Source organism: Mariniphaga sp. (genome assembly GCF_041687215.1).
GTDB lineage: Bacteria > Bacteroidota > Bacteroidia > Bacteroidales > Prolixibacteraceae > Mariniphaga.
The window spans coordinates 82,271-95,246 of sequence record NZ_JAWLCI010000006.1; the positions used below are offsets into that span (position 1 = coordinate 82,271).

At 40.4% G+C, this 12,976-nt stretch carries 13 protein-coding genes; 3 read left to right on the forward strand and 10 right to left on the reverse strand.

All coding sequences use genetic code 11. From position 1 onward, the window contains the following. Positions 1 to 59: 59 nt before the first annotated feature. Genes ACESMA_RS04350 through ACESMA_RS04375 form a run of 6 tightly spaced genes read right to left on the reverse strand, consistent with a single transcriptional unit; the run spans position 60 to position 4,573 of the window. On the reverse strand, positions 60 to 794 hold the full coding sequence (locus ACESMA_RS04350; RefSeq protein WP_372947546.1) for an MBL fold metallo-hydrolase: 735 nt from the start codon (positions 792 to 794) through the stop codon (positions 60 to 62). Between the two features lie 6 nt (positions 795 to 800). Continuing rightward, positions 801 to 1,697, reverse strand: a complete 897-nt coding sequence (locus tag ACESMA_RS04355) for a hypothetical protein (RefSeq protein ID WP_372947547.1) — start codon at positions 1,695 to 1,697, stop codon at positions 801 to 803. Positions 1,698 to 1,731: 34 nt separating this feature from the next. Further along, positions 1,732 to 2,187: a DUF1801 domain-containing protein gene (locus ACESMA_RS04360; RefSeq protein WP_372947548.1), complete on the reverse strand. Its 456-nt coding sequence runs from the start codon at positions 2,185 to 2,187 to the stop codon at positions 1,732 to 1,734. A gap of 4 nt (positions 2,188 to 2,191) precedes the next feature. Further along, positions 2,192 to 2,800 carry a rhomboid family intramembrane serine protease gene (locus ACESMA_RS04365; protein WP_372947549.1) on the reverse strand — a complete coding sequence of 203 codons (609 nt, stop codon included), beginning with the start codon at positions 2,798 to 2,800 and terminating at the stop codon, positions 2,192 to 2,194. Continuing rightward, on the reverse strand, positions 2,800 to 3,801 hold the full coding sequence (holA, locus tag ACESMA_RS04370; protein ID WP_372947550.1) for a DNA polymerase III subunit delta: 1,002 nt from the start codon (positions 3,799 to 3,801) through the stop codon (positions 2,800 to 2,802). The genes ACESMA_RS04365 and holA overlap by 1 nt, the downstream gene beginning before the upstream one ends. 1 nt (position 3,802) lies before the next feature. Next, positions 3,803 to 4,573: an AMP nucleosidase gene (locus ACESMA_RS04375; protein ID WP_372947551.1), complete on the reverse strand. Its 771-nt coding sequence runs from the start codon at positions 4,571 to 4,573 to the stop codon at positions 3,803 to 3,805. Positions 4,574 to 4,690: 117 nt separating this feature from the next. Here ACESMA_RS04375 and ACESMA_RS04380 point away from each other — a divergent pair, with 117 nt between their 5' ends. The 3 genes from ACESMA_RS04380 to ACESMA_RS04390 are packed head-to-tail and all read left to right on the forward strand — an operon-like array spanning position 4,691 to position 5,879. Beyond that, positions 4,691 to 5,131: a type I restriction enzyme HsdR N-terminal domain-containing protein gene (locus ACESMA_RS04380; RefSeq protein WP_372947552.1), complete on the forward strand. Its 441-nt coding sequence runs from the start codon at positions 4,691 to 4,693 to the stop codon at positions 5,129 to 5,131. A gap of 51 nt (positions 5,132 to 5,182) precedes the next feature. Then, positions 5,183 to 5,491: a nucleotidyltransferase domain-containing protein gene (locus tag ACESMA_RS04385; RefSeq protein ID WP_372947553.1), complete on the forward strand. Its 309-nt coding sequence runs from the start codon at positions 5,183 to 5,185 to the stop codon at positions 5,489 to 5,491. 1 nt (position 5,492) lies between these two features. Then, the gene (locus ACESMA_RS04390; protein WP_372947554.1) at positions 5,493 to 5,879 is read left to right on the forward strand and encodes a HEPN domain-containing protein; all 387 of its coding nucleotides are present in this window, start codon (positions 5,493 to 5,495) and stop codon (positions 5,877 to 5,879) included. A gap of 64 nt (positions 5,880 to 5,943) precedes the next feature. Here ACESMA_RS04390 and ACESMA_RS04395 read toward each other — a convergent pair whose 3' ends face one another. The 4 genes from ACESMA_RS04395 to ACESMA_RS04410 form a co-directional block, all read right to left on the reverse strand. After that, positions 5,944 to 8,640, reverse strand: coding sequence for a hypothetical protein (locus tag ACESMA_RS04395; RefSeq protein ID WP_372947555.1), 2,697 nt, complete (start codon positions 8,638 to 8,640; stop codon positions 5,944 to 5,946). 126 nt (positions 8,641 to 8,766) lie between these two features. Next, positions 8,767 to 9,405 (reverse strand): hypothetical protein, encoded by a 639-nt coding sequence (locus ACESMA_RS04400; protein WP_372947556.1) that lies wholly within the window; start codon positions 9,403 to 9,405, stop codon positions 8,767 to 8,769. A 265-nt stretch (positions 9,406 to 9,670) separates the two neighbouring features. Continuing rightward, on the reverse strand, positions 9,671 to 11,974 hold the full coding sequence (locus ACESMA_RS04405; protein WP_372947557.1) for a T9SS type A sorting domain-containing protein: 2,304 nt from the start codon (positions 11,972 to 11,974) through the stop codon (positions 9,671 to 9,673). A gap of 62 nt (positions 11,975 to 12,036) precedes the next feature. Further along, a complete protein-coding gene (locus tag ACESMA_RS04410) occupies positions 12,037 to 12,975 on the reverse strand; it encodes a hypothetical protein (protein ID WP_372947558.1) in 939 nt (312 codons plus the stop codon). Between the last annotated feature and the right edge of the window lies 1 nt (position 12,976).

Genomic DNA, 12,976 nt, shown 5'->3' on the forward strand with positions numbered 1-12,976 from the left:
TTTGAGTTCACCCTAAAAATGCCATAATCTCATTAAATTGCCAAAATTTTACAACTGTTTTATGAAATGCAAATCGGTTTCCAGTGGTATTTTTGCCATTCTTCCTTCAGCAATTTCCTTGAAATTTCTCTTCCGTGGCCGGGCAAAAACAACCGGCACCTGGTGTTTAAAAGTTTTCCCCAGCTTTTTATCAATTCCGGCACGTCGTTGGCAAAAGGGGGAAAAACCGAATTTTTGAAAATGCTAAAAAGTGTGTCGCCTACCAGGGCAATTTCATTGTCAACCAAAATGCTTAACGAGCCTGCAGTGTGGCCGGGCGTTGAAATGATGCGAACCAGTCCTCCGAACTCCTGCAATTCCAATTCATTTTCAATTAGAATATCAGGCTTGAACGTTTCGTAACTGAAACGTTTTATTTTGAGCCGTTTTCCCAAACCAACAATAATCCTTGAGAATTTAAACGTTCCCGAAGGCAGCGGCGTAAATCCGTTTTTGCAAAATTCTGCTTCTTTTTTGCTTACCAGAATTTTACAGTTTTCCTGCGCCTGGATTTTTGCGGCATTCTGGCAGTGGTCATAGTGTGTGTGGGTAAGTGCCAGAAAATCTATGGTTTTCCCTTCATTTTTTAACTGTTGAAGATTCTTGTTCAGCTTTTTCCCGGAAGATTTTTTACCGGTGTCAACCAATAACCCACTGGTTCCGTTCCATACAAAATAAACGTTGCTCCTTCCGTTTAAAACCTTCAGGATTTCGAGATTATGAGCTGTTGTCCATTTTTTCAGGTTCTCCGGCATTGGATTTTAATTTTTCTGGAGTACATCCAAAATATGGTTTCTGAGGGCTTTTGTGTTCAGCGCGCCGGTTATATGTCCGTTTTTAATAACTTTTACCGGATGTCCGGTGTAACTTTCTTTTTGCACTTGGTACTCGATAAACTGGTCGTAACGGCCCAGCAAGGGAAATACATTGGGGCTGTTTACTTTTTTAAATGCCTCGTCAAAATTCAAAACATTTTTTAAAGCTTCGGCATTTTTAAGCGCATTTTCAGAAGTAAGCTTTTTGTATTTGCTGCGAATAAATAATTCCCCCAAAAATGTACCGGCCATTAATGGAATATAAACTGTGGAAGTATTGAAATAACTTCGGTGCAGGTTGGTCACCCATCCGCCCAAACTAATTCCCGATGTCAGAATTTTGTCACAGCCCTTGCTGCTCAACTCAGAAATAATAGCTTCGTTTAATTTTACCGATGTGGCAATCATTGTAGCAAAGTTCTGCAAATCAGTCATTTTTTCCTGGTATGCTTTTATTGAGCTGTTATGGAACGGTGCTCTTACCACAATTAAGTTTGCTTTAATTTCTTCCGGCGAGTTCACAAATATCTGGAAAAACGTGTTTTTTGCACTTTTTCTGAAATCGAAAGGTCGTTCGTTGTTTCCGTGATGGTAAATGATTGTTGGGAAATTATTTCCATGCCATTTTACGACTTTGAAAGCCGGGTCCAAAATTCCAACGGGAGTTTCAGCCTCAAGTTCATAAGTTCCTTCCTGAAATTTTCCGGACAAATGAATTTCTGTATTATTAATCAGCGCTGAAAACCCCTGACTTTTCAAACTTTGGCTGAAAAACTTCTTTTTTCCTGTTGCCAGAGCTCCAATAGTTGCAGTAAGGTTATCGAAAAAAATATGTTGGTTCATTTTTTGGTTTTTGGAATAGGTATCCAAAACCGTCTTATCGTTTCAAATTTTTCTCATAAATTTTAATCCATTCTTCTACGGTCATTTTTCCTGCCAGTTCGCCAATCAGTTCAAAAGGAATTTGTTCCGGCTTTTTAAACCGAAGGCAGCTTTTTCCCATATCAAGTTTGGTTTTTATGTGTTTTGGATATTCCTGAAGAAACCAGTCCATAAGGTTTTGGTGGGCATACAAACCAAAATGATAAATTGCAATGTGGTTTTTTTGTGATGCCAGATTGATAAACGGAAGCGGCAATTCATGATTCGAACGATAACCTTCCGGGTAAATTGATTTGGGAACCACATACCCAATCATTCCGTAACTCATTTCTTCGGCAAATCCTTCGGACAGGTTTTCAAGAATTACTTTTCTGAGTTTTGAAACGACTTCTTTTCTGTCATCAGGAAGTTGTTCGATGTATTGTTCCGGTGTGGTTGCTTCAATCTTCATTTTTTCAGAAATTTGGTAAAAGTTCGATAAACCGGCTAAACAGATCAGGCTTTAAAATAATGGGAAAAACAAACCCGAAAACGGCACCCAGAAAGTGTGCATCGTGGGCCACATTGTCTGTTTTGCGTTTGCCCATTTGGTAAGAATAAATAAGGTAACCCACCCCAAAAACAATTCCCGGAATGGGGATAATGGCAAACAGGTAAAGCATTTCCCACGGGTCGAGAAAAATAAAGGTGAACAACACAGCAGATACCGCTCCTGAAGCGCCCACTGCGTTGTAATAGTAATCGTTTTGGTGCTTAATCAGGCTCCAGATATTGGATGCCAGCATGCCGCCCAAATAGAGCAGGATAAAGTAAAAAACAGCTTTATTCCCGAAAAAGTAACCAAAGTAAGTCTCCACATTTCTTCCGAAAAAATACAGAACCAGCATGTTCACAATCAGGTGGGTCCAGCTTACGTGCACAAACGCATGTGAAATTAAACGGTAATATTGTTTCCGGTGAACCACCTGCGCTGCGTTGAACTGGAGTTTTTCCATCAGCGATACATTCTGGAACGCTAGAAAGGAAACCACAGCAGTTATTCCGATTATAAAGTATGTTATCATCAGTGTAAAATTTTATAAATCATTTCTTTTTGCAGTTCGGCTTGGTCGGTGAGTGTGGAAACACCCAATCCTTTGCTTTTCAGGTCGTATTCGCGTAAAATCCCCATTATTTCATACAACTTGGTGGGATTGTATTTTTTTGAAGCTGCAATTATTTTTTTGATGTAAAACGGATGACCGCCCATGGTTTTTATGGCGCCTTGCTCCGATTTATCCTTTAGAAAGTGGTAAGCAAAGATTTTGGAAAAATAACCAAACAGTGTGGCAATGGTCATCTGTATGGGGTTCTGCTGTGGATTGGCGCCAAAGTAGTTGATGATTTTGTTGGCTTTAAGTACGTTTTTGGCAGCCAGGGCATCCTGCAGTTCAAGCACATTAAAATCCTTGCTCAGCCCAATGTTTTTTTCAATGTGTTCGGGTGTAATCCGGTTGGTATCTTTTACTGCTATTACCAGTTTATTCAGTTCGTTGGCTATTTTGCTGAGCCCGGTGCCCAGCGAGTCGGTTAAAATCTGGCAAGCCTGCGGTGTTATCGTGTATTCGTGTTGTTTCAGGTATTTGTCAATCCAGACCGGCACCTGATTTTCGTAAAGCCTTTTTGTGGTAAGAATTACGCCCTTCGATTTTATGGCTTTGTAGAGTTTGGTACGTGCATCCAGGTTTTTGTATTTGAAATTGAGCACCAGAATGGTCGAGGACATTGGCCGTTCGGCATACGGGGCAAGGTTTTCAATTTTTTTCAGGCTTTGTGCTTCTTTAACAATAACAACTTGTTTTTCTGTCATCATCGGGTAGCGCCACGAAGTTTCGGCAATGGTCTGTTCTTCAGTATCTTTTCCGTAAAAAATGGTTTGGTTAAATCCTTTTTCGGCTTCTGAAAGTACATTTTTTTCTATGTAGTTTGAAATCTCGTCGATAAAATAGGGTTCTTCACCCTGAAGTAAATAAATGGGGTGGTAAACCTTTTTTTTCAGGTTTTGCATGATGGCTTCAAATTCCATATCAGAATTTTAAGTGTTTAACTGAAAGTCCGTTGTTTTTTATTTCCAGCAGTGCATCAATTCCGGCCTGAATGTGCACATCCACATATTTCAAGGTAACCAGTTTATCGCTTTCACTGGTTTTTACCCCGGCCGAAATCATGGGTTGGTCAGAAACCAGCAAAAGTGCCCCGATTGGAATTTTATTGGCAAAACCCACGGTAAAAAGCGTTGCCGTTTCCATATCGATGGCGATTGCCCGTGTTTTAGTCAGGTATTTTTTGAATTTTTCGTCGTACTCCCACACCCGGCGGTTGGTGGTGTAAACTACGCCTGTCCAGTAATCGTGACCAGAGTTTCGCAGCACATGAGAAACCGCCCGTTGAATATTAAATGCCGGCAGGGCAGGAACTTCGGGAGGCATATAGTCAGACGATGTTCCTTCGTTGCGGATGGCTGCAATGGGCAGGATAAAATCGCCCAACTGGTTTTTCTTTTTCAGGCCCCCGCATTTGCCAAGGAACAACACACCTTTGGGTTTCAGTGCACTTAATAAATCCATTACGGTTGCTGCATTGGGACTTCCCATACCAAAATTTATGATGGTGATACCTTCTGAGGTGGCGTTTGGCATATTTTTGTCGCTGCCCACAATGGGTACTTCAAAACGCAGCGAAAATTTTTCAACGTAATTGGCGAAGTTGGTGAGCAGAATGTAATCACCAAAATCTTCCAGCTTTTTTCCTGTATAGCGCGGGAGCCAGTTATCTACAATTTCTTTTTTTGTTTTCATTTCCCTAAAATTACAGCAGAATCGTTTAATTTGTTCAAAAATCCAGGTCAACACAAAAGTACATTTTTCCGGTTGGCCTGCAATATTTGTTTATAAGTTAAGTAACGAAAAAAGCCGATGCAGGAATTAAATTTACCCGTTTACGAATTCAGAATAAAAACAGAAGGAACGAAAAAATTTATTTTCGATTTGGTGCGCAGGCGTTTTGTTTTGCTGACTCCTGAGGAATGGGTGCGGCAACATTTTATGCGTTATCTCATCGAAGAAAAAAAATACCCGGAATCTTTGATGGCGGTGGAAAAACAAATTACACTGAATGGAAAGCTTTTTCGTTTCGATTTGCTGGTTTACCGGCGTAACGGACAGCCGCTGCTCATTGCCGAGTTTAAAGCACCCGGTATAAAAATTTCTCAGGATACCTTCGACCAGGTGGTGCGCTACAACATGTCCCTGAAAGTGGAGCGGGTGGTGGTTTCAAACGGTTTGCAGCATTTTGTATGCGAGGTTGATTACGAGCAAAATAGTTATAAATATTTGAGAGAGGTACCGGAATTTTGAACTGCACTATTCAGAATTGATGGAAATTTGAATTATCTTTGATTTATGGAAATGAAAGAGTTAACAAAAAGGATAAAACAAGAACTGCTTCAAATCGAACCCGAAGCAGAAATTTATCTTTTTGGTTCAAGGGCAAGGGGCGATTATAAAAGTGATTCTGATTGGGATGTTCTGGTTCTTTCACCACAAAAGTATATTACTTATGACTATGAACTTAAATTGCGGGAACCGATTTTTGATATTGAACTTGAAACTGGTGAAATAATTTCACTTTTAATATATTCGAAAACCGATTGGAAAAACAAGAAGGACATATCACTTTTGTTTCATCAGGTTTCCAAAGAAGGTTTGAAAATTTAGCATGAGGGAGGATTATATAAAATACAGGATAGTACGCGCAAATGAAACCTTTTCAGATGCTGTTTCCCTTTTTGAAAAGAATAGCTGGAATTCATGCATCAACCGACTTTATTATTCAGCTTTTTATGCTGCAATTGCCTTACTATTATTTTACGAAATTGAGGTGAAATCTCACAATGGAGTGAAGCGGAAATTGGGTGAGATGGTTAAACGCAATATTTTTCCAAAAAATCTTGCAAAGCATTTTGGTGTTTTATCAGACTTGCGACATAAAGGAGATTATGATGATCTATTTGATTTTAACCAGGAATTAACAGAAAATTTAATCGAACCAACAAGATTGTTCATCAGTTCAATCGAAAAAATTTGTTTAATGAAACGAGCATGATAAAAATTATCACCCAAGGGAATGATTCATCCCGATTCACGAAAAATCTTCTTATCTTTTCTTGCTAAACCCTGGTATTCAAAAAAGTGTACAAATCTTCATCGGTGTTCAGGTTAAGCTTTTTCCGGAGACGCGAGCGGCTAATGTACGAACTGGATGGTTGAATATTCAGGATTTCAGCAATTTCCTTTGAATTGAGTCCGATTTTCAGGTAGGCGCACAACCGCAAATCGTTGCTCGACAGCCCAGGAAACTTTTCTTTCAGTTTTTTGAAAAAATACTGGTGCAATTCATCCATCTGTATTTCAAAAGTATTGTCTTCCACATTTAAATAGGAATCCAGTGTGCGTGACATTTCTGCCAGTTTTAACTTGGTAATGGAAGGGTTTTTTTGAGCTTTCTCGCACGTCTCTTTTAAAGATATAATCAACCGGTTTTTTTCTTCGTTATCGCGCGCTTTGTTGGCCAGCTCAATGGTTTTGTTTTTTAACTGCTGTTTCAACTGGTCATATTCTTCCTGCAGTCGTTCCTGTTCAATTTGCTGAAGTTTCTGCCGGTGTTTTTCAGCTTGTTTGCGTAAAGCGTTTTGCTCTTTGAGCAGCATTTTGTGTTTTTGTTTTTTCAGCGCTTTTTTATGCCGTGTCCGAATTACAAAAATTATTGAAAAAATAAGCAGTACATAAAAAAGATATGCGTACCAGGTACGATACCAGGGCGGAAAGATATTCAGTAAAACGGATTGTTCGCCGGTCATTTCATCTTGAACCGATGCGCGGAACCGGATTTCGTGTTCGCCGGGTGAAAGGCCAACAAAATCGAAAGTATTATCCGGAATCCAGTCGCTCCATTCAGTTTCATCATTTAATTTGTATTGGTACAGAACATTTTCCTGGTTGGGAACAATACATTCAATACGAAAATTATTGAACGGAAAAGGGACTTCTGCTCCGGGAGAAATTACCTTTTCTTCCCGGTTTCTGAAGGCTTCAATTTTTCGAATTGACAGCGTGAAATCCTGAGGTTCGGAAAACTCATTGTTCCGTAAATATTTTAGTGCGAAACCATTGTACACCGGATAAAATTCATAATTGGAATTCAGTATAACAGACTTGTAGATACCTGGCAGAACTCCTTTCAATCCTTGTGTTTCCTTTGATTGCGGAACCTGTAAAAATTCTTTTTCGGCGGCGTTAAACATGTATTGAAATTTATCTGTCAGCACCTGAATTCCATCTTCATTTTTAAAAAGGAAAGCATCGTTTCCTTCAAAATCTTCTTCAGGAAAAATGATGCGCTCTTCCGGATTCAATTCATCGTTTAACACGGCTCTGATTAACCCGAAATTGGGAATGTTCACCCAAAGGATGTTGTCTTTTTCAATGAGCAGTTGATTACAAGACCCCAGAATAAGTTCCATTTTTTTCAGGTAGCTCCACTGATTTCCCTGTTTCTGATAAATGGAAATGCCATTGTAATTTCCGGCCAGCAAATACCCGTTGTACGGGAGGATTGACCAAACCCCTTCCTGTCCGTTTATTTTTTCCACCGAATTTTTGTTTACAACAAACAATCCTTTGTCGTGCCCCATAAACACGGTGTTGTCAACATTTTCAAGTGTCCACACCTGGCCCTCGGTTTCGGGAATAATCTGCACCTTAAAAAACTCCAGGTTGTTATTCAACCCTTCCCAATCCGAGTGATAAAGTCCCTGGTTAGTACCGAGGTAATATTCACTGTTTTTTAGCAAGGCGGTGTAACCGGTTCCAAAATCACCCCGGTAGTCGAAAAACCAGCTATAATTATTTTGAAGATTGAGTGACGAAACGCCATAATCCATCCCGAGCCATAATTTACCGGCCCGACTGTAGTGCAAAGCCAGCACGGTATTGCTGGGCAAACCTTTGTGTCGGTTGATGCGATGGATAATTTTGCCTTCAAAATCAGTGATATACAATCCTTTCAGTACGGTTCCAAAAGCGAAGTGTTTTTCGCCAAGCTGCTCAAAACTAAAAACTTTGGCCGTTTCCAGATTAGCAGACAGTTCATTTTCCAGCCTGCTCAACCGGCCTGAAACAAATTGGTACAGTCCCCGGTTTCGGGTTACAATTACAAGTCCGTTTTCATTTTCATAAATGCCTCCTATTTCGAGGTTCAAATTATCAGGAAAATCAAATACCTGCTGAAGTGAATAATTATCGAAAACATACAACCCATTTTTCTCGTCGGCAAGATACAGTGTGCCGTTAATCTGAAAACTGCCTGTAAACCGCGAAGGCGCTGCTGTTTTTACAAGTTGTTCGTTTTGGTAAATGTAAATGTTCTGAAATGAAACAAAAATGATGGCCTCTCCAAGCTGATAAACGTCCCAGAATTCTTCGCTTATTTCCTGCACAACTTCCTGAAAAGGATACAATGAACTGTAGTCGAAACCCTGAAATTTGTTCTTTTTCCAAATACCAAAATCGAGATCGGAACCGGTAAAAATCAGTGAATCATTTACAACCTGCACCGAACGGGTAAAACCGTTGCTGCCCTTAAAACTGTTCCAGGTTTTTCCGTCGTATTCCAGCAAACCTTTGTCGGCAGCCATATAAACCATACCGTTGGGCGCAGTTTTTATGTCCCAAATTTTGCCTTTGTTTTGGTATTGAAGGGGTGTGAAATTTTCGAGCAGAGGCACACCTTTTTCAGGGATAATTTGAGCAAAAGTCACTAAAGTGCCCCACAAAAAAAGAATAAGATATACGACTGTTTTTTTCAATCAAACGGTTTAAAGATGTTATTAACACCGTGCAATATAAGAAAAAATGTCGTCGTCATGTGTGTTGTATTTGAAGTTGCCTGAAATTTTTTTCTGGATAGTTTTCTGCAATTTTCCTTTTTACAATTAATAAACCCCTCTGCAGTTTTCCTTTAAAAAAACGCTTAATCTGGTAACCTCATTGGCTCCTTCCGGAATTTCATCCAATTCCAGACCAGGGTATGAAAGCATATCTTTCCACTGCTGAATGGTAGTACTGAAAAACCGGGAGGCATTTGCATCCGCCTCATAAACAATAATTTCATATTTTTCTCCTTTGTCCCCTCCGAACCGGGTGATAACCTGCCATTCTCCGTTTCTTTTATACGAAGTATTTGTGTGGTCAGATTGCGGGTAATATCTGTTGTCGCTTGGTTTTAACAGTACCCATAAATCTTTATCATGCGATTCCGGATAAACGCCGGAGGTTAAAATCCTGCATTCAACAGAATCATTTTCAAGTGGATATAGAACCTGAACATTTTTTACAGGATACTCTACCGGTGCTTTATTTCCTGTTACCGGCTGTTCAACCTGGCCTGGTAAGTTCGCACCTCCGTAAGCGTAAGCGCCATAAAATATCAATAAAATACCCAACACTGCCATCGGGATTTTTACTTTAATATCAACTAAATTCAGGGACGATCCATTAATTTTCAGGCTATCCACAATTGCAACAAGAATGAGGACAGCACCAACGATTATAATGATTATTTCTGAAGACATTTTTTGAAATTTTCAGTGAATGGAATAAAATAAACCTGAAAAGAAAACAAAAAAGAGGAAAAAGAGGCTGTTCAAAAATTCTGGTTCTAATATGAAGCATTAACAAATTGAAAGTTTTATCTTAAGATTGACCCCCTAAATCCCCCAAAGGGGGACTTCTCCTCCCCTTTGGGGAGGTTGGGTGGGGTCAATAACTTCCAAATCAAAAGTATATTTTTCATTAGTTCCAATTTTTGGACAACCTCTTTTCAGTTATTCACCAAATTTATTTGACAATGAGCTTATTTATTTGGATTTTCCCTTTTTCAGATTGTATTCTCACAAAATAAATTCCTCGTTTCAATCCGTCAGTTTTAACTGATGAGGTGTTGTGTTTTGTCAGAAGCAATTTTCCGGTAAGGTCAATTACATCAACCTGGCTGACAACGGAACCAAACTGAACTGGAGTGCCGGAAGTCACCGGATTTGGATAAACACGAAATTCATTTTTTTGCAATGCTGAAATCGAAGTGGGAACCTTGAAGAAATACAAGTTATCGAGATAAATGGTGGGTGAACCATCTCCGCCATCAAATTTAATCTGAATAACGTCAGCCAAATCAACACCTTCAAATTCTGACAATGGAATATCATAACTTACCCACTGGTTTGGGGTAACAGGCAGTGAATATGCTTTTTCAACCGGACCGGTGCTAATGCAGAAAATATTCACTGCAGTGGCATCAGCAGTCCACATATCTACATGCAGATACTCCATTCCTGTTACATCCAAAGCACTGGCAAACTGAATTCCCTGGTAATTGAAACTGGCATATTTAAATGTATGATTTTCTAATATTTCAACTGTTGAAACCACTGTTGACTGTCCCCATCCGGGATTGAAATCGGTGCCTTCAACATTGGTATAAGCATTGCTGAAAACTGATAATACATTTTCGGCATCCCTTGCAGGAGGTGCAGGCGCGGCTGTTGCAGGCTCATCGGATGGACCACCCTCAGCAGAATTAAAAGTGATGTTGTCGAAATAAACCACATTGTCCTGCTCCCTTCCATCCAGATTGAAATCAGGGAAAATGGCAATCTGATCATACTGCCCCTCAGCTTCGGGTGGGTTTGGATAGTCTGAAAAATCAAAAGTAAGTTCTTCCCATTCATTTACAACGGTATTAGCAACTTTGAGCTCAGGCTGGGCCCAACCACTGTTTGCAACCAGTTTGATGCCCACATCGCTGATAACCGATTTCCAAACCATAATTTTCACAAGTGAGTTGGTTTCATCCAGCACGAATGGACCTAAGTCGGTATCTCCATGTGAAGATTCAACTCCTGCCCAGGCTGCACCTGTCTGCAGAGCAGTAATTTTGGCCACCTTAGCCGAAGTGTTGCCTCCACTGGCATCGGGATTATCAATAATTTCCAGTGCTGGGTTGGAGTCGTTCTCGAAAACACTCCATGTCCAGTCGGCGCCAAAACCGTCAGCTTCGAAATCAATCGGGGCATTAGGTCCGTCTTCCACTACGGTACCCTCACCTTTATAAAAATAAATGTTATCAAGGTAAATGGCAGGCGAACCATCGTCACCGGTAACCTTCAACTGAATGATGTCTGCCAAATCAACTCCGGCAAATGCGGTTAACGGGATGTCGTAACTAACCCATTGGTTTGGAGTAACCGCAAGTGAGTATGCCGTTTCTGCCGGACCGGTGCTGATGCAGAAGATATTTACTTCGGTGGCATCGGCAGTCCACATATCAACATGCAGATTGTTCATTCCCGAAACATCCAGGGCACTTGCAAACTGGGTTCCCTGAAAATTTAAATTGGCATATTTCAGGGTTTGATTCCCTTCTATTTCCACTGTAGATACAACGGTTGACTGTCCCCACCCCGGATTAAAATCAGTTCCTGCAACATCGGTATAAGCATTGCTGAAAACCGAAAGAACATCTTCGGCAGCGCGCGCAGGTGGTGCGGGTGCTGCGGTTGTCGGCTCGTCAGAAGTACCTTCCGAAGGATTAAATGTAATGTTGTCGAAATAAACCACATTTTCCTGTCCTCTTCCATCCATGTTAAAATCGGGGAATACTACAATCTGATCATACTGACCTTCAGCTTCAGGTGGGTTAGGATAATCAGAAAAGTCAAAGGAGAGTTCTTCCCATTCATCAACCAGTGTGTTCGCTACTTTAAGTTCAACCTGCGCCCAGCCACTATTAGCAACTAGTTTGATTCCAACATCACTGATCACAGATTTCCATACCATAATTTTAATGGTGGAGTTTGTGGCATCGAGAACAAAAGGTCCCAAATCGGTTGTTCCGTGAGCCGATTCAACTCCAGCCCATGGGTTTCCTGTCTGCAAAGCAGTAAATTTGGCCACCGAATCCGAAGTGTTGATTTCACTCGAATCGGGGTTTTCAATAATTTCCAAAGCCGGATTGGTATCATTTTCAAAAACGGTCCAAGTCCAGTCGGCTCCAAAGCCGTCCGATTCAAAATTAATCGGTGAATTTTGTGCAAAACTTACGGATGCAAAGAGCACCAGTAAAATAAATGTAAAGTTTTTCATGATAATGAAATTTTAAATTAAACATAAATATACAATTTTCTAAGGCCTTAAAAAAGAATTTTTTAGCTTTTATTTTTTATTAACTTTTTAATCGCCATTTTAGGTGTTCTGTCGATATAAAATAATCCCCAGTGTTTTTCTGGTTCCAGAGGTTCCGGTGAACCTTTCCATGATTCGTCGAAAGCTTCGAAGAAAAAAGTGAGGATGTTTTCCTTTTTTGTCCAGTCCATCAGCATTTCGTAGTAAATTTTCTGGTATTCTTCGTTTACATTTTCGGGATTGATTCCCCGTCCGTTTGAGTTGGTGGCCCAGCCGGCTTCGGTAATGATTACCGGTTTTTCCGGGTATTTGCGGGCAACCGAGTAGTAGTTTTCCTTTGAATAATCCAGCGCTTCGTCAATGTGTTTGTATTCCCAAACCGGGTAAGTATGGATAGAAATAAAATCCACTTCGCCGGCCAGTTTCTCTAATTTGTAAAGCCAGGGCACATAATTTTCGCAAAAAGTAACGGGTTGGTCTGCATTTCTTTTTACCTGTTTTACGTATTCAATTACCTTTTTTTCAGCTACATAATGGTCGGTCCATTCCACGCAGGCTTCGTTGCCTACTGAAAGCGAAAAGATGATTTCGGGGTACTGGCCGGCCAATTCAATTAATCTCGAAATTTTTTTCCGGTTATCCAGGCAATTTTGCATCAGTACTTCTTCGGCATAGGTTCCGCCGCCCCACGGGCAATTAAAATTGTTCATTTCGGCATTGATGAATGCACCCTGCATGACCTTAAAATCCAGCTTTTCTTTTTTGATGACTTCCAGTACGGTTTCAGCGTGTTGGTCGCAATCGTAAAGCCGGAGGTATTTCCAGTGTTTATGCAGAAGCAACAGGTCTTCCTTTACCTCATCGTAGGTTGGGAATTTCCCGCCCGGTTGCTGCCCGTGCCTAAAGCCCGAGTAGCATAATGCTTCTGCGTTGGTAATATTTAAGGCTTTAAACGTGTTCATT